At 62.0% G+C, this 24,323-nt stretch carries 28 protein-coding genes; 17 read left to right on the top strand and 11 right to left on the bottom strand.

The features are described 5' to 3' along the window. Positions 1-9: 9 nt before the first annotated feature. Genes ureC through C8N42_RS09195 form a run of 5 tightly spaced genes read right to left on the bottom strand, consistent with a single transcriptional unit; the run spans position 10 to position 3,661 of the window. On the bottom strand, positions 10-1,752 hold the full coding sequence (gene ureC / locus C8N42_RS09175) for an urease subunit alpha (RefSeq protein WP_107816274.1): 1,743 nt from the start codon (positions 1,750-1,752) through the stop codon (positions 10-12). A gap of 10 nt (positions 1,753-1,762) precedes the next feature. Next, complete coding sequence (locus C8N42_RS09180; RefSeq protein WP_245890018.1) at positions 1,763-2,161, bottom strand: lysozyme inhibitor LprI family protein; 399 nt, start codon at positions 2,159-2,161, stop codon at positions 1,763-1,765. Continuing rightward, entirely contained in the window at positions 2,158-2,463 is a 306-nt protein-coding gene (locus tag C8N42_RS09185; protein ID WP_107816498.1) for an urease subunit beta, read from the bottom strand. The genes C8N42_RS09180 and C8N42_RS09185 overlap by 4 nt, the downstream gene beginning before the upstream one ends. A 51-nt stretch (positions 2,464-2,514) precedes the next feature. Next, positions 2,515-2,817 (bottom strand): urease subunit gamma, encoded by a 303-nt coding sequence (locus C8N42_RS09190; protein ID WP_107816275.1) that lies wholly within the window; start codon positions 2,815-2,817, stop codon positions 2,515-2,517. A gap of 19 nt (positions 2,818-2,836) precedes the next feature. Further along, a complete protein-coding gene (locus C8N42_RS09195) occupies positions 2,837-3,661 on the bottom strand; it encodes an urease accessory protein UreD (protein WP_107816276.1) in 825 nt (274 codons plus the stop codon). Between the two features lie 174 nt (positions 3,662-3,835). Here C8N42_RS09195 and pyrC point away from each other — a divergent pair, with 174 nt between their 5' ends. From pyrC to C8N42_RS09270, 15 genes are all read left to right on the top strand, one after another. Then, positions 3,836-4,876 carry a dihydroorotase gene (pyrC, locus tag C8N42_RS09200; RefSeq protein ID WP_107816277.1) on the top strand — a complete coding sequence of 347 codons (1,041 nt, stop codon included), beginning with the start codon at positions 3,836-3,838 and terminating at the stop codon, positions 4,874-4,876. A gap of 15 nt (positions 4,877-4,891) precedes the next feature. Beyond that, a complete protein-coding gene (locus C8N42_RS09205; protein ID WP_107816278.1) occupies positions 4,892-5,572 on the top strand; it encodes an orotate phosphoribosyltransferase in 681 nt (226 codons plus the stop codon). Between the two features lie 233 nt (positions 5,573-5,805). Beyond that, positions 5,806-7,347, top strand: a complete 1,542-nt coding sequence (locus tag C8N42_RS09210) for a replicative DNA helicase (protein WP_245890020.1) — start codon at positions 5,806-5,808, stop codon at positions 7,345-7,347. Between the two features lie 57 nt (positions 7,348-7,404). Continuing rightward, positions 7,405-8,445: an alanine racemase gene (alr, locus tag C8N42_RS09215; RefSeq protein ID WP_107816279.1), complete on the top strand. Its 1,041-nt coding sequence runs from the start codon at positions 7,405-7,407 to the stop codon at positions 8,443-8,445. Further along, positions 8,442-9,227 (top strand): MlaE family ABC transporter permease, encoded by a 786-nt coding sequence (locus tag C8N42_RS09220; RefSeq protein WP_107816280.1) that lies wholly within the window; start codon positions 8,442-8,444, stop codon positions 9,225-9,227. Before alr ends, C8N42_RS09220 begins: the two co-directional genes overlap by 4 nt. Continuing rightward, entirely contained in the window at positions 9,224-9,973 is a 750-nt protein-coding gene (locus tag C8N42_RS09225; RefSeq protein WP_107816281.1) for an ABC transporter ATP-binding protein, read from the top strand. Before C8N42_RS09220 ends, C8N42_RS09225 begins: the two co-directional genes overlap by 4 nt. Before the next feature lie 7 nt (positions 9,974-9,980). Further along, entirely contained in the window at positions 9,981-10,448 is a 468-nt protein-coding gene (locus C8N42_RS09230) for a paraquat-inducible protein A (RefSeq protein WP_107816282.1), read from the top strand. Positions 10,449-10,478: 30 nt separating this feature from the next. Continuing rightward, positions 10,479-11,849, top strand: coding sequence for a DNA repair protein RadA (gene radA / locus C8N42_RS09235; RefSeq protein ID WP_107816283.1), 1,371 nt, complete (start codon positions 10,479-10,481; stop codon positions 11,847-11,849). Between the two features lie 26 nt (positions 11,850-11,875). Beyond that, positions 11,876-12,430 carry a CvpA family protein gene (locus tag C8N42_RS09240; protein ID WP_107816284.1) on the top strand — a complete coding sequence of 185 codons (555 nt, stop codon included), beginning with the start codon at positions 11,876-11,878 and terminating at the stop codon, positions 12,428-12,430. 165 nt (positions 12,431-12,595) lie between these two features. After that, positions 12,596-14,068, top strand: coding sequence for an amidophosphoribosyltransferase (gene purF / locus C8N42_RS09245; RefSeq protein WP_107816285.1), 1,473 nt, complete (start codon positions 12,596-12,598; stop codon positions 14,066-14,068). Beyond that, on the top strand, positions 14,069-14,587 hold the full coding sequence (locus C8N42_RS09250) for a DUF2199 domain-containing protein (protein ID WP_107816286.1): 519 nt from the start codon (positions 14,069-14,071) through the stop codon (positions 14,585-14,587). It abuts the gene before it with no gap. 31 nt (positions 14,588-14,618) lie between these two features. Further along, entirely contained in the window at positions 14,619-15,287 is a 669-nt protein-coding gene (locus C8N42_RS09255; protein WP_107816287.1) for an SDR family NAD(P)-dependent oxidoreductase, read from the top strand. Between the two features lie 112 nt (positions 15,288-15,399). Continuing rightward, positions 15,400-16,182, top strand: a complete 783-nt coding sequence (gene surE / locus C8N42_RS09260; protein WP_107816288.1) for a 5'/3'-nucleotidase SurE — start codon at positions 15,400-15,402, stop codon at positions 16,180-16,182. Beyond that, positions 16,182-16,823 carry a protein-L-isoaspartate(D-aspartate) O-methyltransferase gene (locus C8N42_RS09265; RefSeq protein WP_107816289.1) on the top strand — a complete coding sequence of 214 codons (642 nt, stop codon included), beginning with the start codon at positions 16,182-16,184 and terminating at the stop codon, positions 16,821-16,823. The genes surE and C8N42_RS09265 overlap by 1 nt, the downstream gene beginning before the upstream one ends. 98 nt (positions 16,824-16,921) lie before the next feature. Beyond that, positions 16,922-18,094 (top strand): LysM peptidoglycan-binding domain-containing protein, encoded by a 1,173-nt coding sequence (locus tag C8N42_RS09270; RefSeq protein WP_107816290.1) that lies wholly within the window; start codon positions 16,922-16,924, stop codon positions 18,092-18,094. 78 nt (positions 18,095-18,172) lie between these two features. Here C8N42_RS09270 and C8N42_RS09275 read toward each other — a convergent pair whose 3' ends face one another. From C8N42_RS09275 to C8N42_RS09290, 4 genes are all read right to left on the bottom strand, one after another. Beyond that, a complete protein-coding gene (locus tag C8N42_RS09275) occupies positions 18,173-19,015 on the bottom strand; it encodes an ATP-binding protein (RefSeq protein ID WP_107816291.1) in 843 nt (280 codons plus the stop codon). Then, a complete protein-coding gene (gene tatC, locus C8N42_RS09280) occupies positions 19,005-19,892 on the bottom strand; it encodes a twin-arginine translocase subunit TatC (protein ID WP_107816292.1) in 888 nt (295 codons plus the stop codon). Before tatC ends, C8N42_RS09275 begins: the two co-directional genes overlap by 11 nt. Continuing rightward, the gene (gene tatB, locus C8N42_RS09285; RefSeq protein ID WP_107816293.1) at positions 19,889-20,344 is read right to left on the bottom strand and encodes a Sec-independent protein translocase protein TatB; all 456 of its coding nucleotides are present in this window, start codon (positions 20,342-20,344) and stop codon (positions 19,889-19,891) included. The genes tatC and tatB overlap by 4 nt, the downstream gene beginning before the upstream one ends. Positions 20,345-20,413: 69 nt before the next feature. Continuing rightward, positions 20,414-20,635: a twin-arginine translocase TatA/TatE family subunit gene (locus C8N42_RS09290; RefSeq protein WP_107816294.1), complete on the bottom strand. Its 222-nt coding sequence runs from the start codon at positions 20,633-20,635 to the stop codon at positions 20,414-20,416. Positions 20,636-20,852: 217 nt separating this feature from the next. Between C8N42_RS09290 and C8N42_RS09295 the strand changes: the two genes are divergently transcribed. Together C8N42_RS09295 and C8N42_RS09300 are read left to right on the top strand one after the other, a co-directional pair. Then, entirely contained in the window at positions 20,853-21,179 is a 327-nt protein-coding gene (locus C8N42_RS09295) for a hypothetical protein (protein WP_107816295.1), read from the top strand. Between the two features lie 2 nt (positions 21,180-21,181). Next, on the top strand, positions 21,182-21,907 hold the full coding sequence (locus tag C8N42_RS09300; protein ID WP_107816296.1) for a helix-turn-helix transcriptional regulator: 726 nt from the start codon (positions 21,182-21,184) through the stop codon (positions 21,905-21,907). Positions 21,908-22,108: 201 nt separating this feature from the next. On the opposite strand, the gene C8N42_RS09305 is transcribed toward C8N42_RS09300, so the two are convergent. Next, positions 22,109-23,194, bottom strand: a complete 1,086-nt coding sequence (locus tag C8N42_RS09305; RefSeq protein ID WP_107816297.1) for an ABC transporter ATP-binding protein — start codon at positions 23,192-23,194, stop codon at positions 22,109-22,111. Positions 23,195-23,250: 56 nt separating this feature from the next. Next, complete coding sequence (locus tag C8N42_RS09310) at positions 23,251-24,303, bottom strand: methyltransferase domain-containing protein (protein ID WP_107816298.1); 1,053 nt, start codon at positions 24,301-24,303, stop codon at positions 23,251-23,253. Positions 24,304-24,323: the final 20 nt, after the last annotated feature.

Raw genomic sequence — 24,323 nt, forward strand, 5'->3', positions numbered from 1 at the left:
GTGCCTCACTCAGAACAGGAAATAGCGCTGCGCCATCGGCAATTCTGTCGCCGGTTCGCAAGTCAGCAACTCGCCATTGGCCCGCACCTCGTAGGTCTCGGGATTCACCTCGATCTCGGGCGTCGCATTGTTCATCACCATCGAGGATTTGCCGATATTGCGCGTGTTCTCCACCGCGAGCGTTTGCTTGGCGAGGCCAAGTTGCTTGCCGATGCCATCGGCCTGTGCCGCCTGCGACACGAAAAGCACGGCGGAGTTTTCCACCGCGCGTCCCATCGCCCCGAACATCGGACGGGAATAGACGGGCTGCGGCGTCGGGATCGAGGCGTTCGGATCGCCCATCTGCGCCACGGCGATCATGCCGCCAAGCAGAACCATCTCGGGCTTCACACCAAAGAAGGCCGGCGACCAGATCACCAGATCGGCGCGTTTACCGACCTCGACCGAGCCGATATGCTGGCTCATGCCATGCGCAATCGCCGGGTTGATGGTGTATTTCGCGACATAGCGCTTGACCCGCACGTTGTCGTTGTCACCGGTTTCGGCGGACAGACGGCCGCGCTGTTTCTTCATCTTGTCGGCGGTCTGCCAAGTGCGGATAATCACCTCGCCGACACGGCCCATCGCCTGACTGTCCGAGGAAATGACGGAGAACGCCCCCATGTCGTGCAGGATATCTTCGGCGGCGATGGTCTCCTTGCGGATCCGGCTTTCGGCGAAGGCCACGTCCTCGGGGATCGACTTGTCGAGGTGGTGACAGACCATGAGCATGTCGAGATGCTCTTCGAGCGTGTTCTGGGTGAAGGGCCGCGTCGGGTTGGTGGAAGACGGCAGAATATTCTCATGCCCCACCACCTTGATGATGTCGGGTGCATGTCCGCCGCCCGCACCCTCTGTATGATAGGCGTGGATCGTCCGGCCTTTGATGGCCGCCAGCGTGTTCTCCACAAAACCGCTCTCGTTAAGCGTATCGGTGTGGATCATCACCTGCACATCCATGTCGTCGGCCACGGACAGGCAGCAATCAATCGCCCCCGGTGTGGTGCCCCAATCCTCGTGCAGCTTGAGCGCGGCCGCCCCTGCCCTGACCATCTCCACCAACGCGCCGGGTTGCGAGGCGTTGCCCTTGCCCGCCAGCGCGATGTTCATCGGCACGCCATCGAGCGCCTGCAACATCCGCCCGATGTGCCAAGGCCCCGGGGTGCAGGTGGTCGCCAAAGTGCCGTGCGCCGGCCCCGTCCCGCCGCCCAGCATGCAGGTCAGCCCGGAATGCAGCGCATCCTCGATTTGTTGCGGACAGATGAAGTGGATGTGGCTGTCGAACCCGCCTGCGGTGATGATCCGGCCCTCACCCGCAATCGCCTCGGTCCCCGGCCCGACGATGATATCGACACCCGGCTGAGTGTCCGGGTTGCCCGCCTTACCGATGCCCGCGATGCGCCCGTCCTTGAGACCGATATCGGCCTTGTAAATCCCGGTCACGTCGAGGATCAGCGCATTGGTGATCACCGTGTCCACAGCCCCCTCGGCGCGGCTCTTCTGCGACTGGCCCATGCCGTCACGGATGACCTTGCCGCCGCCGAATTTGACCTCCTCGCCATAAAGCGGAGCATTCCTGCCCTTGCCCGCAAGCTCTGAGGTCAGGTCACGCTCAACCTCGATGATCAGATCGGTATCGGCAAGCCGAACCTTGTCGCCGGTGGTCGGGCCGAACATGTCGGCATAGGTCGCGCGGGAGATTTTTGCAGGCATCTTGTCCCTCTCAGTTCAGCTCGTAAACGGCGCGGATGTCTTCGATCCGCCGCCGTGTGATGTTCTCAAGACAGCGCGCCACGATCATCGGCTCCATCGACCCGCCACGCACCAGAAATCCGGTCGCTTCACAAACCTTGTCGCGATAGGGAATCCACGCCCTCTGCGCCTCGCGCAGCGCCTCCGAGGCACAGCACAGATCCTCCGACAGACCCAGATCCCACTCTTTCGCCACCGCCATGGCACTCTGATAGACCAGATTGAGATCCTCATCCGCCGCCTTGTAATCGCGCCCGGCACAGATGTTTATCTCCGTCTGGGTCATCGCATTGGCACAATCAATCTCCGCCTCCTGCGCCAAGGCCGGAGCCGCCACAAAGGCCAGCGGTATGAGCACGAAACGGATCACAGCTTCCCCATGACTTTCTGGTTGAAGCCGTAAACCTCCCGCGCCCCAGCGAGTGGCACAAGGTTCACCTCCCGCGTCTGCCCCGGCTCGAACCGCACGGCCGTTCCGGCGGCAATATCAAGCCGTTTGCCCTTCGCCGCCTCACGGTCGAAATCGAGCGCGCCGTTGGTCTCATAGAAATGATAATGCGAACCGACCTGCACCGGGCGGTCGCCAGTGTTGGACACAGTGAGCGTCGTGACCTCCGCACCCGCGTTCAACTCGATCTCGCCCTCCTGGATAAAGTACTCACCCGGAATCATTGTGGGGATCATAGGCGCGCCTCCTGCTTTCTGATGGCCAAAATACTCATATCAACGAATGGGATGGTGCACGGTGACAAGCTTCGTCCCGTCCGGGAAGGTCGCCTCCACCTGCACCTCATGAATCATCTCCGGCACGCCGGACATACACTGATCGCGGGTGATCACATGGGCGGCGGCCTGCATCAGTTCGGAGACCATCTTGCCGTCGCGCGCGCCTTCGACCACGAAATCGGTGATCAGCGCGATGGCTTCCGGGTGGTTCAGCTTCACGCCGCGTTCAAGTCGATTACGCGCCACCATGGCCGCGACCGAGACCAGCAGCTTGTCCTTTTCCCTCGGCGTCAGGTTCATTGTCGTTCCTCGTTTGTCGTCACATTTGCCAGACGCGCGGCAGATCCGCCTGTCTGATTTTCGTCAAAACCCGCGCCACATAACGGCGCAGCGGATAGCCGTCGGGCGCCATGGCCCGGATCACAAGCTTGCCGTTCCAGCCCGAAACACCGGCGGTCACACCATCATGCTGAATGGGTTTGACCAAATCGGCAAGCGCTTCCGCACCGGGCGCGAACAGACCCACGGTCGCAATCGCCCGCGCCCCCGACAGGAGCGCCGGATTGTCCCGCTGCGCGAGAAGCCCGGCGTCGATCTCCAGCGGTTCGAGGAATTCCAGCCGCCCCGCGCGCCGAATTTCCCGCCGATCCGACAGGTGCAGCGTTTCGACCGTCTCTCCCATGGCGGCACGCCCCAGAACAACCATCTCGGAGAACAGGAACCGCGCATCGCCCGCAATCTCGGCCCGCGTCAACCGCGTCAGCCGCGCGGTTTCGAACAGGATGGTCTCCTGCGGCAACCAGTCGAGTCGCGCGCCCGCACCTGCCACCAAATCCACGGAGACCTCGGCGTCCGCCCCTTCGGCGACAGAGGCATAGGCTCGCTCGGCGGTCTGCGTCGTCCCGATCAGCGCCCCACCCGCTTCGACCTCAAGCCGGTAATCGAGCCGATCCCCGGCGGTCAGCCCTCCGGATGTATTGAGAAACACCACTTCGGGCACGGCGCTGTGCACCCTGGGCAGCATCGCCTTGGCGGAACCCTGCTGATAGAGGTCCTTAAGCCCGGATACGCCCATCACCACATGGGCACGACCGCGCACACGCTGCAAGCGGGCGGCATCAATGGCGTATGGGCTGTCGAGCATGAAGTCCTCCGGATCGGTCTCGACCCTAGCCGGGCACAGCCGAAGGCTTCAATCCCGGACCCGCGCGTGGCCCCTTGTGGACGAACGAAAAACTGACCGACAGCTTAAAAAATAAGCGCCACGGCCTGCGCGCACCATCTGGCGCTTTGTCCGCGAAAGCGCTAAGGCAAGGCCATGACCGACACACTTACGCTTCGCCGCCCCGACGACTGGCATCTGCATCTGCGCGATGGCGCGATGATGGAGGCCGTTCTGCCCGAAACCGTGCGCCATTTCGCCCGCGCCATTGTCATGCCGAACCTCGTGCCCCCAGTGGTCACGGGCGCAGATGCGGCGGCGTATCGTGAGCGCATTCTCAAGGCCAATCCGGGCCGTGGCACCTTCGAGCCGCTGATGACGCTCTATCTGACCGAGGCCACCGACCCCGAGGACGTGGCCGCCGCGCACGCAAGCGGGCTGGTGAAAGCGGTGAAACTCTACCCGGCGGGCGCGACAACCAACTCGTCCTCCGGCGTGCGCGATTTCGACAAGGTGCGCCCGGTGCTTGAGAAAATGGCCGAGATCGGCCTGCCGCTCTGCACCCATGGCGAAGTGGTCACCCCCGAGGTCGATATCTTCGACCGCGAAGCGGTGTTCATCGAAACCGTGCTCGACCCGATCCGCCAGAAAACGCCGGGGCTGCGCGTGGTGATGGAGCATATCACCACCAAGGACGGCGTCGATTACGTCGCAAGCCAGGGCGACGATATGGGCGGCACGATCACCACGCATCACTTGGTGATCAATCGTAACCACATCCTCGTGGGCGGGATCAAACCGCATTATTATTGCCTGCCGGTGGCGAAACGCGAAACGCACCGTCTGGCGCTGGTCGAGGCCGCAACCTCCGGCGACGCGCATTTCTTCCTCGGCACCGACAGCGCCCCGCATCTCGACCACGACAAGGAAAGCGCCTGCGGCTGTGCCGGATGCTTCACCGCGACCAACACCATGTCGATTCTCGCCGAAGTGTTCGAACGCGAAGGCAAGCTCGACAATCTGGAGAAATTCACCTCCGTGAATGGGCCGAATTTCTACCGCCTGCCTCTCAACGAGGCGACGATCACACTCAGGAAGGGCGCACCCGTCACCTACCCGGCCAAGATCGACAGCGCCAACGGCCCGGTGACCGTATTCGACCCGCAGATGCCGCTCCACTGGAGCGTGGAAGCCTAAGACGAAGGACCGACCATGATCCCCTCCTCCTTTCCCGATCAAACCGAAATCGCCCGCCTGACGGCACGGATGCTTCTTGAAATCGGCGCGGTCAACTTCCGCCCGGAAGAGCCCTATATCCTCGCCTCAGGCCTGCCCTCGCCGACCTATATCGACTGTCGCAAGCTGATTTCCTTCCCGCGCATCCGTTCGACACTGATGGATTTCATGGCGATCACGATCATGCGCGAGGCGGGGTTCGAGGCATTCGATAATGTTGCGGGCGGTGAAACGGCGGGCATTCCTTTCGCCGCGCTGGTCGCGGACCGGCTTGGCCTGCCGATGACCTATGTGCGCAAAAAGCCCAAGGGTTACGGCCGCAACGCCCGGATCGAAGGCGAGATGTCCGAGGATCAGCGCGTGTTGCTGGTCGAGGACCTGACGACGGATGGCGGTTCGAAACTTTCCTTTGTGGACGCGATCCGCGACACCGGCGCCACCTGCAACTGGACGGCAGTGATTTTCTACTACGGCATTTTCCCGGACACCGAAAAACGGCTCGCCGATCACGGGGTCAAGCTGATCAGCCTGTGCACCTGGTGGGACGTGCTGGAAGAGGCAAAACGGCAGAAGACCTTCAACGCCGCAGCACTTGCAGAGGTCGAACATTTCCTCGGCGCGCCGCATGCCTGGCAGGAAAAGCATAAGAAGGCCTGAGCCCGCCCCCACCCGGGCGCTTGCCAAAAATTTCAGCGCCGCCTTGACAGGCGGCGTTTTGCTTTGCCGACAGGCGGTTACACGCCATGCCGCAGGACAGCAGAGTTTTCCACAGGTTATACATTTTGAAACCCGCGCCCGAGGCGGGTAAGCAGAACGAACCCGCAAGCACCACGCGACTCGCGGGATGAGACAGCAGCCCAAATCAGACCAAGTGAGCAGGGAACTGACGGATGAGCGAAATCGCCAATCTCCAGGATATGCGCAAGGACGAGAACGAAGAACCCGCCTCGAAAAGCGGCGCGAAAGGCCTCGTGATCACGCCTTACGAGGGGGCCGTGCCGCATAATATCGAGGCAGAGCAACAACTTCTCGGCGCTCTTCTGACCAACAACGACGTGTTCGACAAGATCGCCTCGATTATCTCGCCGGAGCATTTCTTCGATCCGGTGCACAGGGATATTTTCGAGAAAGCCTCCGAACGTGTCTCAAAGAACATGCTGGCCTCGCCGGTGACGCTGAAGGCCTATATGGAGGATCACGAAGGGCTCAAGGAGCTCGGCGGCCCGGCCTATCTGGCGCGTCTGGCCGCTTCGGCGATCTCGACCTATGCCGTGCGCGACTATGCACAACTGATCTACGACCTGTTCCTGCGCCGACAGTTGATCGAACTGGGCAATGAGATCGCGGGGTCCGCCGCTTCCGGCTCCGACGCGCGCGATCCCGGCGAACAGATCGTCGCCGCCGAGCAACGGCTCTATTCGCTCGCAGAACAGGGCAAGGGCGAAACCGGGTTCACCTCCTTTCTCTCCGCAGTGACCCAGGCCGTGCTGAACGCCAACGCCGCCTATGAGCGGGGCGGCGGCATGGCCGGTATTCCCACGGCGCTGATTGATCTCGACAAGAAAATGGGCGGCCTGCACCCCTCCGACTTGATCATCCTCGCCGGACGTCCTTCCATGGGGAAAACCTCGCTTGCCACCAACATCGCCTTCAACATCGCCAAGGCCTATAAAAAGGGCACCCTGCCCGACGGGCGACAAGGCGCGGTCGAAGGCGGCGTGGTCGGCTTTTTCTCCCTCGAAATGAGCTCCGAACAGCTCGCCGCGCGGATTCTGGCCGAAGCCTCAGAGATTTCCTCTCACAAAATCCGTCAGGGTGACATGACCGAGGAGGAGTTCCGCCGCTTCGTCGATGCCGCCAAGACGCTGGAAAGCTGCCCGCTTTACATCGACGACACGCCCTCGATCCCGATCTCGCAGTTGGCCGCCCGCGCCCGGCGCCTGCAACGGACCCACGGTCTCGATCTTCTGATCATCGACTACCTGCAACTGGTGCGCGGCACGTCCCGGACCGAGGGCAACCGGGTGCAGGAGATCGGCGAGATTTCCATGGGGCTCAAGGCCATCGCCAAGGAACTCAACATCCCGGTGATTGCACTGTCGCAGCTCTCCCGGACGGTGGAATCCCGCGACGACAAACGCCCACAGCTCTCGGATTTGCGCGAATCCGGCTCCATCGAACAGGACGCCGACGTGGTGATGTTCGTCTATCGCGGCGAATATTACAAAGAGCGCGAGAAACCCGATGACGACAATCTCGAAGCCATGGAAAAATGGATGCAGGACATGGAGCGTCTGCATGGCAAGGCCGAAGTGATCCTCGGCAAACAGCGTCACGGGCCGATCGGCACGGTGGAGCTGTCCTTCGAGGCCCAGTTTACCCGCTTTGGCAACCTTGCCAAGGACCGCTACAACAATTTCGAATACGAGTGACCCTCCACGCCGGATTGCGCTTGCGACTCTCTGCGGCGGGGGCCAATAAACACACCCATGGGCACCTCTACACTTCATATTGATCTCGATGCGCTCGCCGGAAACTGGCGCGCGCTCGACAAGCTCTCCTCGGACGCGGTGGAAACCGCCGCCGTGGTCAAGGCCGACGCATATGGGCTGGGGGTCGGCAAGGCCGCCCGGGCACTCATGAAAGCCGGTGTGAAATCCTTTTTCGTCGCCGCCGCCGAGGAAGGCGTGGCGCTGCGCGAAGCGGTCGGCCCCTCGCCCTGGATCGGCGTGTTCGCCGGCCACATGGCGGGCGACACCGACATGATCGGCGATATGGGCCTCGTGCCGATGCTCAACTCGCTCGACCAGATCACCCGCCATTTCGAGGCGCTGCCCGGTCGCCCCTTCGGCATTCAGCTCGACACCGGGATGAACCGTCTCGGGCTTGAGCCGGTCGAATGGGACGCGGTGAAGGCTCTGGTGATGAAGGCCAGGCCGGACCTGATCATGAGCCATCTCGCCTGTTCGGATGAGCCCGGGCACGAGATGAACGCTTATCAGCTCAAGACCTTCCGCGAGATGACCGACGGGCTTAAAGCCCGTCGCGCGCTCTCCGCGACCGGCGGGCTTTTGATGGGGCCGGAGTATCATTTCGATCTCGTCCGTCCCGGTATCGGGCTTTACGGGGGCCTGCCCTATGAAAACGGCAAACCCGTGGTGCGCCTCGAATGCCCGGTCATCCAGACCCGCGACGTGCAACCGGGAGAGACTGTCGGCTATTCCAACAGCTGGACCGCCGAAGTGCCATCGCGCATCGCCACCGTGGCGGCGGGCTATGCCGACGGCATCACCCGGATGATTTCCAACAAGGCGGTGCTGTTCGACGGCGAAACCCCCTGCCCGCTGGTGGGGCGCGTGTCGATGGACCTGATCACCGTGGACATCACCCATCTCGATCAGGTGCCGCGCTCGCTCGATCTTCTCTGTGCGCATCAGACGGTGGACGATCTCGCCACCGTCGGCGGCACCATCGGTTATGAAATCCTGACCTCGCTCGGCGCGCGTTATCAGCGCCGCTATATCGGATGAGCGTGATCACCCGGCCTCTGGCCGCGCTTGGCGCGGGGGTCCTGTCCACGCTGGCGACGGTGGGCCGGGTGGCGCTGTTCGCGCTCGCTGCCTTTCGCCACATCCTGACACCGCCGTTTTATGGCCGCGAATTCCTGCATGCGCTGATGCACGTGGGCTATCTCTCGCTGCCCGTCGTGGGCCTCACCGCCGTCTTCACAGGCGGCGCTCTGGCGTTGCAAATCTACGCCGGTGGCGCACGCTTCTCCGCCGAACAGGTGGTGCCACAGATCGTGGCCCTTGGCGTCGTGCGCGAGTTGGGCCCGGTGATGGTGGGCCTAATGATGGCGGCGCGGGTGACATCCTCCATCGCTGCCGAGATCGCCACAATGAAGGTGACCGAGCAGATCGACGCGCTGGTCACGCTCTCCACCAATCCGATGAAATATCTGACCGCGCCGCGCGTCTTCGCGGGTCTCGTGACCGTGCCGCTTCTGGTGGCGGTGGGCGACGCCATCGGTGTGTTCGGCGGCTGGTTCGTCTCCGTGCAATCGCTGGGCTTCAACCCGGCAGTTTATCTCAAGAACACGGTCGATTTCCTCGAAACACCCGACATCGTGTCCTCTCTCGTCAAAGGCGCGGCCTTCGGCGTGATCGCGACCCTGATGGGATGCTATTTCGGGATGCATTCGGGCCGTGGTGCACAGGGCGTCGGCCAGGCGACGAAATCCTCCGTGGTGGCCGCCGCCGTGCTGATCCTCGCCGCCAACTTCCTTTTGACACAGGCCTTCTTCGCGACATGATCAGCCTTCAGGACGTGCATAAGGCCTTCGGGGCGAAAGAAATCTTGCGGGGTCTCGATCTCGATGTGGCCAAAGGCGAAAGCTGTGTGATCATCGGCGGCTCGGGGTCCGGGAAATCCGTGGCGCTGAAATGCGTACTGGGCCTGATCACTCCGGATCGCGGAACGATCATGGTCGATGGCGAAGACATCACAAAGACCGGCGACCGCGACGCTTTCCTCGCCCGCTTCGGCATGTTGTTTCAGGGCGCGGCCCTGTTCGACAGCCTCCCTGTCTGGCAGAACGTCGCCTTTCGTCTGTTGCGCGGTTCTCTGAAACGCCCGCGCGCAGAGGCGAAAGAGATCGCCATCGAGAAACTGCGCCGTGTCGGCATGGGACCCGATGTGGCCGATCTTTTCCCCGCCGAACTGTCGGGCGGGATGCAGAAACGTGTGGGCCTCGCCCGCGCCATCGCCGCCGATCCGGAGATCATCTTTTTCGACGAACCCACCAGCGGGCTCGACCCGATCATGGCGGGCGTGATCAACGAGTTGATCCGCGAAATCGTCGTCGAGATGGGCGCGACCGCCGTGACCATCACCCATGACATGACCTCGGTGCGTGCCATTGCCGACAAGGTCGCCATGCTGCACCGGGGCAAGATTCGCTGGCACGGGCCCGTGGCAGACATGGACAGGGCGGACGATCCCTATCTGCGCCAGTTCATCACCGGCTCGCCCAACGGTCCGATCGAGACGCTGCGGTGAGGGTGCCATGACCCCGCTCCGCCTTGCCAACCTTTCACTTCTGATCCTCTTCCCCGTCGCCTGGGTCGCGCCGCTGATGCGGGCGGGACTGCTGCCGCTGTTCGGTCTGTCGGAGATTTCGATGCTTTCGGGCATCGCAAGCCTTTGGGACAAGGACATTCCCCTCGCCCTCGTGGTCGTCTTCTTCGCCCTGATCGCGCCAATCACCAAGGTCATCGCGCTCGAAGCCCTGCTCTCCGGGCGTCTACCCGCACGGGTGAAACCGTGGCTCTTCCAGCTCGGGCGCTTCGCCATGGCGGATGTGTTTCTCATCGCGATCTATATCACTCTCGCCAAGGGCATCGGCGTCGGGCGCGTGGAAGTGGGCTGGGGATTGTATTTGTTTACGTTCTGCGTGCTCGCGAGCCTCGGATTGAGTATTTTTGCCATCAGAAAGCCCGAAGACAGCTTGCCGCACGGGGGCGGGACGGATTAGAACAAAAAAAGAACAATCCGGGAGCCGCAGATGGCCAAGGCACAGAAGAACTTCGTTTGCTCCAATTGCGGGGCGGTGACCAACAAATGGTCCGGGCGCTGTGATGGTTGCGGCGAATGGAACACGATCTCCGAGGAAAAACCCCTCTCCGCCGCCGGTCCCACGACGAAAACGCTGGGCGGAATGCGGGGCAAGGAAATTCCGCTCACGACACTCGCCACGAAAGAAGCCCCGCCCCCGCGCACCGCGTCCGGCATGGAGGAATTCGACCGGGTTCTGGGTGGTGGGCTTGTGCCTGCCTCGGCCATTCTGGTCGGTGGCGATCCCGGCATCGGCAAATCGACGCTTCTGTTGCAGGCAGCGGCGAAATTCGCGGGCGCGGGGCTCAAGGTGATCTACATCTCCGGCGAGGAGGCCAGCGCACAGGTGCGGATGCGGGCGCAGCGGCTGGGGCTGGAGGAAGCGGCCGTGCAGCTTGGGGCGGAAACCAACTTGCGTGACATTCTGACGACGCTTGAGACGGAGCGGCCCGATCTGGTGATTATCGACTCGATTCAGACCATGTGGGCTGACAATGTCGAAAGCGCGCCGGGTTCGGTGTCGCAGGTGCGCGCGGCGGCGCACGAACTTGTGAGCTTTGCGAAAACCCGTGGCGTGTCCGTCGTTTTGGTCGGCCATGTGACCAAGGAGGGCCAGTTGGCCGGGCCGCGCGTGGTCGAACATATGGTCGATACTGTGCTCTATTTCGAAGGCGAGCGCGGACATCAGTTCCGCCTGCTGCGTGCGGTGAAAAACCGTTTCGGCCCGGCGCATGAAATCGGCGTCTTTGAGATGACCGGCGACGGTCTGTCGGAAGTCACCAACCCCTCCGCGCTGTTCCTGTCGGAACGCGACGAACCCGCGCCGGGATCGGTGGTTTTTGCGGGGATTGAAGGCACAAGGCCGGTTCTCGTCGAGTTTCAGGCCCTCGTCGCCCCCTCTCCCCATGCGCAAGCGCGGCGCACGGTGGTCGGCTGGGACGGCTCGCGCCTTGCGATGATCCTTGCCGTTCTGGAAGCGCGTTGTGGGATTCCTTTTGCGGGGCTCGATGTCTACCTGAACGTCGCGGGCGGGATGAAAGTATCGGAACCCGCCGCCGATCTTGCAGTGGCAGCCGCACTTTTGTCGGCGCGTGAGGATGCCGCCCTGCCGAAAGATTGTGTGGTTTTCGGGGAACTTTCGCTCTCCGGCAGTCTCAGACCGGTTGGTCAAACCGAAAACAGGTTGAAAGAAGCGCGAAAACTTGGTTTTTCCTCAGCCATCGCCCCGTCGCAATCGAAAGCGGGCGAGAAAAGCGGCATGGAGATCCGTCAGATGAGCGATCTGGTGGGCTTTGTCGGAGAGGTCTTCGGCGCGGGTTAACGCGCCCAAAAACGAGTGAGGCGCCCATGGACGGCTTTACAATCATCGACGGCATCGTTGCGCTGGTCATCATCGTCTCGGCGCTTCTGGCCTATTCGCGCGGCTTCGTGCGCGAGGGCATGGCCATCGCCGGCTGGATCGTGGCCGCCATTCTCGGCTACATCTTCGCACCGAAAGCCGTGCCGCTGGTCAAGGAAGTGCCTTACCTCGGCGATTACATCGCGGGCTCCTGCGAGCTTTCGGTGATCACCGGCTTCTTTGCGGTCTTCGCGCTCGCGCTGATCATCGTCTCCGTCTTCACCCCGCTGTTCTCCTCCGCCGTGCAACGCTCGGCTCTGGGCGGGATCGACCAAGGGCTCGGCTTTCTCTTCGGCGTCATTCGCGGTATCGTTCTGGTCGCCATCGTGCTTGTGGTCGTTGATCGCGTCTCCACCGGCGATCCGATCGAAGTTCTGGAAAACTCCCGCACCGCGAAAGTCTTTGCCCGTTCGCAGGACAAGATCGACGAAAGCCTGCCGGACAGTGCGCCGGACTGGATCACCCAGCGTTACGAGGCCCTGGTCTCCACCTGCACCGAATAACAGAGAGGGCGGCCCACGGGTCGCCTTTTTCATATCTGCGCCTCGCAACCTGTTCCCGACACGCAAGATGTGACGAAATGCTATGTGATCCTTTCGTGACACTCGGGCCCTGAGGCCTTAAAGGAGGGTCGAAAACGCCCGCTACAGGATTCGGAGCCAGGCTTCATGCACACCATGCCCCCGTCTCACCCGTTCGACGATGACAAGCTCAAGGAGGAATGCGGTGTCTTCGGCGCGATCGGTGTCACCGATGCGGCCTCCTTTATTGCGCTCGGACTGCACGCCCTGCAACACCGTGGTCAGGAAGCGGGCGGCATCGTCACCTATGACCCGGAGGCCGGGTTCCATTCCGCGCGCCGCTTCGGCTATGTCCGTGACAACTTCACCTCGCAAAAGGTGATGGAAACCCTTCCCGGCTCCATCGGCATCGGCCATGTCCGCTATTCGACCGCCGGTTCCAAAGGCACCACCGCAATCCGCGACGTACAGCCTTTCTTCGGCGAGTTCGCCATGGGGGGCGCGGCGATTGCCCATAACGGCAATATCACCAATGCCGATGCGCTACGCCGTGAGCTGATCGAACGTGGCTCGATTTTCCAAAGTTCGTCGGATTCCGAATGCATCATTCACCTGATGGCGCGCTCCCTGCAACGCAACATCCCCGAGCGGATGAAAGACGCGCTGCGCCGGGTCGAAGGGGCGTTCTCCGTCGTCGCCATGACCCGCACAAAACTCATCGGCGTGCGCGACCCGCGCGGGGTGAGACCGCTTGTCCTCGGCAAGGTGGGCGACAAGGGCTATGTGCTCAGTTCCGAGACCTGCGCCCTCGACATCATCGGCGCGGAATTCGTGCGTGAGATCGAGCCCGGCGAAATGGTGGTGATCTCGGATCAGGGCAAGTTGACCAGTTCGAAACCCTTCGAGCAGCAGGCCTCCCGCTTCTGCATCTTTGAGCACGTCTATTTCTCCCGCCCCGACAGCATCCTCGAAGGCCGTTCGGTCTATGAGACCCGGCACCAAATCGGCGTGGAGCTGGCCAAGGAATCGCCCGTCGATGCCGATCTCGTCTGTCCGGTACCGGACAGCGGCACGCCTGCGGCCATCGGTTACGCCCATCAGAGCGGCATTCCCTACGGCATGGGCATCATCCGCAATCAGTACATGGGCCGGACCTTCATCGAACCTTCCGAGCAGATCCGCAACATGGGGGTGCGCCTCAAGCTCAACGTCAACCGCGCCCTCATTCGCGACAAACGCATCATCCTCGTGGACGACTCGGTGGTGCGCGGCACCACGTCGCGCAAGATCAAGGACATGCTCTTGGACGCCGGCGCCGCCGAGGTGCATTTCCGCATCGCCTCCCCGCCCACCATGTGGCCGTGTTTCTATGGGGTGGACACCCCTGATCGCGACAAGCTTCTGGCCGCACAGATGTCGGTCGAGGAAATGCGTCAGCATCTCGGTGTCGACAGTCTGGAATTCATCTCGCTCGACGGTCTTTACCGCGCCGCAGGCGTGGCCGAGGGCCGTGACCCGAAGGCCCCGCGTTATTGCGACGCCTGTTTTTCCGGCGAATACCCGGTCGTGCCCTCCGACATGATCGCCAAAGGGTTCGAGATGAAGACGGCTGCGGAATAAGTGGCCTCTCTTCTCGACCTCGACCCGCGCTGGCGGGCGCTCATGGACCCCGAGGGGGCATTCGGCGGCGTGATCGACATCGGGTTCGACCATCCGTCTGCGTGGCCGCATGAGGCACGCGGGGATCAGCCCTTTGTCAAGGCAGGCAAAGATCAACTGACCTCAGAACTTTGCCGATCAGGTGACGCACGTTTCATTCGCGCCACGCTCACCCTGCCCATTCGCGGCTCCGATGAGGCATTGATCGTGGCGCTCTGGGCCGAGGTTCCGAATCCGGCGTTCTATGCCTATCTCGACCTTCTGGACGGCGGTCCTGTACCCAACGACTGCGCCGCCCGACTGGCCAATGACCTCTCTCCGCTGGCCGATTTGGGCAGTGCCGTGACGCTGACCTTCGGCGACGGCACAGAGCGTCCGCAGATGACACACGCCAAGACAAAAGACATCTCCCTCGACGAACTTCTCGATCTCTACGAGGCCACCGGGACACTGGACCGCAGCGCGCTCAAACCCTCTTGACGCTTCCGCGCGCAAACGCCACACCGCTGTCATGACAGAGCAAACGAAAATCGCCCTCATCACCGGCGCCTCGCGCGGTCTTGGTTTTTTCCTCGCCGAAAACCTCGCACCCGAATATCACATCGTCGCCGTGGCCAAGACCACCGGCGCGCTTGAGGAACTGGACGACCGGATCAAGGCGCGCGGTGGTCAGGCCACGCTCGCGCCGATGGACATCACCAACCCGGACGCCATGGCACATCTGTGCCGGAGCATCTACGATCGCTGGGGGCATCTCGATCTCTGGGCGCATACCGCGATTTACGCGCAGCTTCTGTCGCCCGCCGATCACATGGACCCCAAGGATTTCGACCGCACGATGACCACCAATGTCATTGCGACCGGCAAGCTGATCCCGATGATTTCCCCGCTTCTGAACATGGCCGCGACGCCCGGCGACGTGCTGTTTTTCGACGATCCCCATGCAGGTGAGAAATTCTTTGGTGCCTATGGCGCGTCGAAAGCCGCGCAGATCGCCATGGCGAAAAGCTGGCAGGCTGAGACCGCCCATGTGGCGAAAGCACCGCGCATTCATGTGCTCTCCCCCGCGCCGATGCCCACCGCAACCCGCGCGCGGTTCTTTCCCGGCGAGGACAGATCCGGGCTGACACATCCGCGCGACGAGGCTCCGCGTCTCCTGAAACAGGCCGGGTTGCTCTGAACCGGGCTTGAATTCGCTTTTCTGAAGTTTACGCGGCTCTTTTGGGGACCGTGGCTTGCCGCGATTCCGCCCCTGCTTTAAGGAGATAGGCAAGACAACAGAAAGCGGGTCCATGCGTATCCTGATCACCAATGACGACGGCATCAACGCCCCCGGCCTCAAGACGCTGGAAGCCATCGCGGCAGAACTGGCCGGGCCAGAGGGAGAGGTCTGGGTCGTGGCCCCGGCGTTCGAGCAATCCGGCGTCGGGCATTGCATTTCCTACGCCAACCCGACGATGATTTCCGAGCTTGCTCCCCGTCGCTGGGCTGCCGAAGGCTCGCCTGCCGATTGTGTCCTGGCGGGTCTGCACGACATCCTGCCTGCCCGCCCCGATCTGGTGCTTTCCGGTGTTAACCGGGGCAACAATGCGGGCGAAAACGTCATGTATTCCGGCACCATCGGCGGCGCGATGGAGGGCGCGCTTCAGGGGGTGAAATCCATCGCCCTGTCGCAATTCCTCGGCCCGCGCAATGTCACGATGGACGATCCGTTCGAAAGCGCGGCCGCGCATGGCGCGCAGGTTATCCGCCGCCTGCTCGATCATGCCCCCTGGGGAGAAGGCGAGGATTACCGCCTGTTCTACAATGTGAACTTCCCGCCCATTCCTGCCGCTGAGACCAAGGATATCGTCATCGCCCGTCAGGGCCGCCGCCAGACCGCAGGGTTTGCCATGGAGGGACAGGTTTCCCCCACCGGGCGGCGTTTTCTTTGGGTGCGCGGCTCGGAACAGGCGGTGGACACCGGTCCCGGCACCGATGTCACCGCCAATCTAGAAGGCCATATCTCGATCACGCCGATGCGCGCCGATCTCACCGCCCACGATGTGCTCTCCGATCTGGAGGCCGCCCTCTGATGGCAATGGATGCCGAAAGCCAGATGCAATTCCTCTACACGCTCCGTTCCAAGGGTGTGACGGATGCGCGCACGCTTTCGGCCATGGAAAAGATCGACCGCGGCGATTTCGTCAAGGGGCTTTTCACCGCCCGTGCCTATGAGGACATGCCGCTGCCCATCGCCTGCGGCCAGACAATTTCCCAGCCCTCCGTCGTCGGCCTGATGACGCAAGCACTGAACGTACAGCCGCGCGACAAGGTGCTCGAAGTGGGCACGGGATCGGGCTATCAAGCCGCCGTCCTGAGCCAGCTCGCCCGCCGCGTCTATACGGTCGACCGCTATACCCGCCTCGTGCGCGAGGCACAGGCGATCTTCAACCGGCTCGGCATCGTCAACATCACCGCCATGGCCACAGACGGATCTTTCGGCCTGCCCGATCAGGCGCCGTTTGATCGCATCCTTGTGACCGCCGCCGCAGAAGACCCCCCCGGCCCCCTCTTGGCGCAGTTGAAAACAGGCGGTATCATGGTTTTGCCGGTGGGCCAGTCCGATGCCGTGCAGAGCCTGATCAAGGTGACGCGAACGGAGACGGGTTTCGACTACGAAGAACTGCGCGCCGTGCGTTTCGTGCCCCTCGTCGAGGGGATGGGTCAGGAGTGAGAGTGACACAAAACAAGCGTCAAAAGCGTGAGTGTCATATGAGTAAAACGGACAAAGCCTCCATCAGAGAGGCGGGCATCCGAACCGAGGACAGAGCCATGACGATTTCCCCTTCCCGCCAGCCCCTGCGTCTGATGTTTGCCGGCTGTGCCGCGCTGGCGCTTACGGCCTGTGACAAGCCGGTCGATTTCGACCTGCGCGGCCTGACCGACGCCTTCTCCACCGCACCCGCCGCGAATGAGGCGAAAACCATGGCGAAACCGACGCCGAACGCTCAGGGCATCGTCTCCTATCCGAATTATCAGGTGGCCATCGCCAAACGCGGCGACACCATCGCCTCGGTCGCCGCACGCACCGGCCTGCCCGCCGGGGACCTCGCGCGCTACAATGGCATTACCGAAGACGTCACTCTGCGCGAAGGCGAGGTCATCGCCCTGCCCCGCCGTGTCGACGGGTCTTCCACCACCACGCGCGCGGGTACCATCGCGACCGGCGAGCGCATCGACATCACCACGCTGGCCGAAGAAGGCATCAGCAACGCGCAAAACGGCAAGACCACGACCACAGTGACACAGGCGCAAGCCTCCGATCCGATCGAGGGCATGGAACCTGTGCGCCACCAGGTGCAGCGTGGCGAAACCGCCTATTCCATCGCACGCAAATACGGCATCTCCGTGCGCGCGCTCGCAGACTGGAATGGGCTCGGCTCCGATCTCGCCGTCACCGAAGGGCGCTACCTGCTGATCCCGGTGAAAGCCTCCGAAGTCAGCGCCACGACCGTGGAAAGCGAACCGGGGCAAGGCTCGCCGACGCCGACACCGCCCTCCGCCGCCGAGCCGCTGCCCGATCCGGCCGCGGCCCAACCCGCGCCGCAGGAAACCAAACCCGCGGCAGACCTCGGCGCGACCCAGACCACCACGACCTCGGAAATGGTGAAGCCCGTCTCCGGCGCGATCATCCGCGACTACGACAAGACGAAATCGAAATTCATCCTCTTCGCCGCCACCGCCGGCACACCTGTGAAGGCCGCGAAAGACGGCACGGTGAAGCTGATTTCGACCAATGCCGACGGGGTGAAAATCATGGTCATCGACCACGGCGGCGGCTTGCAGACGGCCTACAGCTTCATCGACGACATCGCGGTGAACAAGGGCGACAGCGTGAAACGTGGCCAGACCATCGCGAAGGTGACAGCCAACGAATTCAACGCTTTGCAGTTCATGGTGTTCAAAGGCACGCAGACGGTCGACCCGACGCCTTACCTGAACTGATCGGGAAAGCGAGTATTTGGACCATCAGAAAACCAGGATCGGCAAAAGCGTATCCGGGCTTTCTGATGGCTCAAATACTCAGCCCAGTATCACGCCCTTGCGCCCCGCCAGATCGGTAAAGAACTGCCAAGCCACCCGACCCGAGCGCGCGCCGCGCGTGGCCTGCCATTCGATCGCCTCGGCACGCAGCGTCTCGTCGTCGATCTCGACACCGTATTCCGTACAATACCCCCGGATCATCGCCAGATATTCGTCCTGCGAGCAGGGATGGAACCCGAGCCAGAGCCCGAAGCGATCCGACAGGGAGACCTTCTCTTCGGTCGCCTCCGAAGGGTTGATCGCGGAACTGCGCTCGTTCTCGATCATGTCGCGCGGCATCAGGTGGCGGCGGTTCGAGGTGGCATAGAACAGAACGTTCTCGGGTCGCCCTTCGATGCCGCCATCGAGCACCGCCTTGAGCGATTTGTAATGCTCGTCGTCATGGCTGAAGGACAGGTCATCGCAGAACAGCACGAAACGGTGCTCCGCCCCGCGCAACAGGTTCAGAAGGCGCGCCACGGAGGGCAGGTCCTCGCGCTGCATCTCGACGATCTTGAGCGGCGTGCCCTCGGCATTCACAGCGGCATGAACCGCCTTGACGAGAGAGCTTTTGCCCATCCCCCGCGCGCCCCACAAAAGCGCATTGTTGGCCGGAAGGCCGCGCGCGAACTGTCGGGTGTTTTCCAGAAGCGTATCGCGCGCCCGATCCACCCCGATCAGGAGCGAAATGTCCACGCGCGACACTTTGGTCACGGGCTGAAGCGCGTCCGGTTCCGTCTGCCAGACATAGGCATCGGCGGCATCGAATTCCGGCGCGGCCAGAGGCGCGGGCGCCATGCGTTCCAGCGCCTCGGCGATGCGTTTCAAAAGCTTAGTCTTCATCGTCAAACTCGGAGAATAGGTCTTCGTCCTCATCCAGCACACCGGCGGCACGCAACTCTTCGGTACGCTTCTTCTCGACACGGGCGACGAGGAAGATCGAAATTTCATAGAGCCCGTAGACCACGGTAAAAAGAATAAGCTGGGTCGTAACATCCGGCGGCGTCACCAGAGCGGCAACGGTCAGAATGCCGACAACGGCGTATTTCCGGGTCGAGCGCAGCCCGTGCGCAGAGGCAAGTCCCGCCTTGCCCATCAGGGTCAGAAGCACCGGAAGCTGGAAACACAGCCCAAAGGCCACGATCATTTTCAGAGTGATATCAAGGCTTTCGTTGACCTTCCCGTTGAACACGATGTCGATCCCCGTGTCCTTGGTCGCCGTTGCCACATCGCCGCCACTGGTCACCAACGCCCCGACAAAGGACGGCAGATCGGCAAAGCCCAGAAAAAAGGTCATCGCCAGCGGCACGACCACGAATTGCGCAAAGGCCGCGCCCATCAGGAAGAGCACCGGAGAGGCGATCAGGAAGGGCAGGAAGGCGTTCTTTTCATTGCGATAAAGCCCCGGCGCGACAAAGCGCCAGAGCTGATATGCGATCACCGGAAAAGCAAGCGCCAGACCGCCCACCATGGAAATGCGGATCAGCGTGAAGAAATATTCCTGCGGCGCGGTGTATTGCATCACCGGGTTCGGGTTTCCGAGCGACCGCATGGTTTTCTCAATCGGGATCAGGAGGAAGTCGAGGATCTGCCCGGCCACGGCAAAGCAGATCACCATCGCCACGATGAACGCCAGCGCCGCACGGATGATTCGCGTGCGCAACTCGGCAAGGTGTTCGATCAGCGGCGCGCTGCTGTCGTCGATGTCGCTGTCGCTCATGCTTCGCCGTCCTTCTTCGCTTCCGCCTCAGCGTCGAGCTCTGCCTGAAGCCGCTCCGTCGCCTTCTTCGCCGCCGCATCGGAGATTTTCTGGGCAGCCTCGGCCCGGTCCGGGCTCAGCTCATCCTTCTGAAGCGCCATCGTTTTCTCTGCGGGCGTACCGTCCGGGGCCTTCATCGGGTCCCATTTCTCGAACTTGTCGGCGGCTTCATTGAGCTTGTCGAGGCCGAATTTCTTCGGATTGGCCGCGCCTTTCAAAGCGTCCGTCGCCTCCTTGACCCCGGTTTCATCGGCCGCCGCCTCCATCGCGCGGGAAAACTCGCGCGCCATGGATTTCGCCCGCGCCGTGAACCGTCCGAGCGTGCGAAACATGCCCGGCAGGTCCTTGGGGCCGACGACAATCAACGCCACGACCCCGATGATCAGAAGTTCTGACATGCCGATGTCAAACATCCTGCACCGCCTTGTCTAAAAGCCACGCCAACGGGTTGCCCCGCCCCGAAAATGCCGAACCAGAAAGGCTCAGACCTTGTCTTTCTCTTTTTCTTCTTCGGGGGTGACGTCCTTGGCCACCTTTGCGGCTTCGTCTTCGATTTCCTTGGTGCCTTCGGCCACACCTTTCTTGAAGGAGGTGATGCCTTTGCCGACCTCGCCCATGAGGCCGGAAATCTTGCCGCGGCCAAAAAGGACCAGCACCACGACAGCGATGAGCAGGAGGCCCGGAAGGCCGATGTTGTTGAGCATGTCAGTCTCCATCTGAGAGGGGCGTTTGCCCGTCGGTCTAATCTCGCGGGTCCCAGAATTAGAAGGGTCGCGAGGGAAGGAAAAGCGCAAAATCGCGCCTGCGGCCCCGTTGCACAACATTGGCGCGGCCCGGACCGCTGGAAATCCTCAACTGACAGGTTTATGTCAGTTGAACAGGCGCATTCTCAGACCATCGTAACCGAATCGGAGAAACACGATGACTGACATTCAAATAATTGAAACCGTTACTTTTCGCCTGAAAGAGGGCGTGAGCGAAACGGATTTCATGGTGGCAGCACAGGGCATCGACGACTATCTCGACAACTGCGAGGGCCTGTGCGCCCGCACGCTCTCTCGCGACGCAACCGGGCTTTGGCGCGAAGATTACGTCTGGGCGAATGACATGGCGGCCAAGGCGGCCGATGCCGGGTTCATGGCCGCACCGGAGGCCCAAGTCTTCATGGCACTGGTCGAACGGGACAGCATCCAGATGGCACACGCGCCCGTGGTTCTCTATCGCAGCACCAAGACCGTGACGGCCTGATCATGGCAGGCGGTCGCAAACAAACCGGCATCCGGCGCAGCGACCGCCTGTTCGATCTCATCCAGATCCTGCGCGATGGCAGATTGCACACCGCGCGGGAACTCTCGGAATGCGTCGAAGTCTCTGAGCGCACGATCTGGCGCGACATGGCGACGCTCAAGGCCTCCGGCGTGCCGGTCGAGGGTGAGCGCGGCGTCGGCTACATGATCACCGCACCGATCACCCTGCCGCCCATGAACCTCAGCATGGGGGAACTTGAGGCATTGCACCTTGCCGTCGCGATCCTGAGCGAGGCCACCGACCCGGAATTGGCACAGAATGCCAAAAGCCTTGCCGCGAAAATCGACGCGGTGCTGCCGGAAAACACCGGCCCGCCCGCCGCCGGATGGGGCATGGCGGTGCATCCCTTTGCCTTTGCCGACGCGCGCACCGGGTTTCGCCACATGCCGCTCCTGCGTCAGGCGGTGCGCGAGAAAAAGGTGCTGCGCATTGCGTATCTGTCGCTCGACGGCACAAAGACCACCCGGCTGGTGCGACCTTTGCAACTCGATTACTGGGGGCGGGTCTGGACCATGTCCGCCAGGTGTGAGACGCGCGAGGACTTTCGCACCTTCCGCGTCGACCGGATCGAGAACGTCATCGACACCGGCGCGCAGTTTCGCGACGAGCCGGGCAAAACATTGGCAGAGTTCATTGCAGCTCAAAAAGCCTCAAAGGTTTTGAAATGAGTATTTTCGCCATCAGAAAAGCCTGATGTTCAGACAATGTTAACCAGGCTCGGCCAGTTTCACTTTGCGGTACAGGCGGGAGCGCCGATGACCGCCCATCGGAAAGCCGCCCCGGCTCGTGTGGCCGAAAACCCTTCCGGAGCGTCACTGCGCTATGCACCGGCGGTCGGGGCGCATCTGGTTTTCTGATGGCGAAAATACTCAAAGAGCGTCACTCACCGGGAACACGAAACACCGATCCCGGCGCATCATCAGCCACATCGGTGTGCCCGGTTTCGGCAGGAAGACCGAAGGCACCGTGGCCTTGAGCACAGAACCGTCGAAATCCATCCTGAATTCCACAAGGCTCTCACGCCCCATGAAACGGGCGCGTTGCACCACGCCCCGCGCGGGGGTGCCATCCTGCGGTGTCGGGTTCGGGCCGCGACCTGCACGGTCGAAGTCGATGCGCAGATGCTGGGGGCGGATGACGATCTCCACGTCCGTGCCATCCGGCTGGCCGGGGACAAAGAACTCCCCGAAGGCGGTGGTCACGGCCAGTTTCTGAACCGTGCCGTGGATCACGTTGATATCGCTAAAGAACGCTGCCGCTTTACGATCCGTGGGCGCATTGTAGATGTTATAGGGCGCGCCCTGTTGCACGATCCGCCCGTCGCGCATGAGCGCGATCTCATCGGCCATGCGCATCGCCTCGTGCGGCTCGTGCGTCACCAGCAATACAGCGGTGTTTTCCGCCTTGAGCACGTCGAGCGTGCTGTCGCGGATGTCGTCTTTCAGACGTTCGTCGAGGCCGGAAAACGGTTCGTCCATCAGCATGATGGAGGGGCGTGGCGCAAGCGCGCGGGCAAGCGCGATACGTTGCTGTTCGCCGCCCGACAGCTCATGCGGATATTTGTCATAGGCCGGGAGCAATCCGACCTTGTCGAGCAATTCTTCGATCCGGGGCTTTTTATCGGATTTGTGTCCTTTGAGGCCAAATCCCACGTTCTCTGAGACCGACAAATGTGGGAAAAGTGCAAAATCCTGAAACATCAAACCGATCGAACGGCTTTCTGGCGGAACCCGGTAAACCGTGTCGCAGACCAGTTGACCGTCGACGTAAATCTCGCCCGCGTCCTGCATGTCGACACCCGCAATGATGCGTAGCGTCGTGGACTTGCCACAGCCCGACGGTCCCAGAAGACAGGTCACCTGCCCCGGCATCACCTTGAGCGACACGTCGGAAACCACCTCGCGGCCCTGAAAACGGCGGCGGATGTTGCGGATTTCCAAACGTGGGTCGGTCACGGGCGCGGTCTTTGTCTGACGAAAATTCTCAAGTTCCCTATCAGGCGGCAGCGGCCTTAGCAACAGCCGCCAGAGACTGACGCGCCACTCTCGGTGAGGCGGTCGAAGGGGCTGTTACCGCCACAGCCCGCGAAAATACCGTAATGCGTGGAGAAGTCACCGATAAGGTCGAAATGCGGCGCGAACCGGGTTTCCGACAGCATTTTGAACGTGTTGCCACAGACCGGAAACACCTTGCCCGCCTCGATCCGATGCCCGGCATCGAGATCGAACACATGCGGCATCTCCGGCACCATGCCCTTGTAGATCACCGCCTGACCGTAATCCTCGCATTCGGGTTCGAGATCGAGTTTGAACAGGCGATAGGTGGCGGAGATGAAACGGATCGGCGCGACTCTGGCCTCCAAAACCGGGTTCTCGACCGTCAGGGCCCGATGCGTGACAAGACGCGGATCGGCAAAGCCCGACGCCCGCGCCATATATTCGAAATCGTTCCAATAAAGCGCACCGGAGAGGCATTCGCCGTAGAGTACCGGATCGGCCCGAAGCGCCTCCGGCACACGGCGGTCGGCGTAAACGTCGGAGAAATACATCTCCCCACCGGGTTTCAGCAGGCGATAAGCCTCGCGCAGCACGGCGGGTTTATCCATCGCGAGATTCAGCACGCAGTTAGAGACGATCACATCGAAACTACCCTCTTCCAGAGGCAGCTCGTCAAGTTTTTCAATATAGCCCTGATGGAACTCGACGTTGGATTTGGCATAACCGAAACGCTCGGCATGCCAGTCCTGATGCCGTCGAGCTACAGAAAGCTGTTCCTCGGTCATGTCGACACCGACTACGAAGCCCTCTTCTCCAACGAATTGCGACAGGGCATAGACATCGCGCCCGGAGCCGGACCCGAGATCGAGCACCCGCGCGCCCTCAAGCACCGCAGGCGCGATCAACCCGCAGCCATAGTAGCGCGAGAGCACCTCGTCATGGATGTTGGAGAGCGCGCGTTTCAGCCCGTCCGACATCTCATCCGGCGAACAACAGGCATTGGTTTTGAGATCCTGCGATCCCTGCAAGACCTTGCCATAATAGTCCTTCACATCGGCGTGGCTCATGGTGGCGCTCCCTTATACTT

It is taken from the genome of Celeribacter persicus (assembly GCF_003050785.1).
GTDB lineage: Bacteria > Pseudomonadota > Alphaproteobacteria > Rhodobacterales > Rhodobacteraceae > Celeribacter > Celeribacter persicus.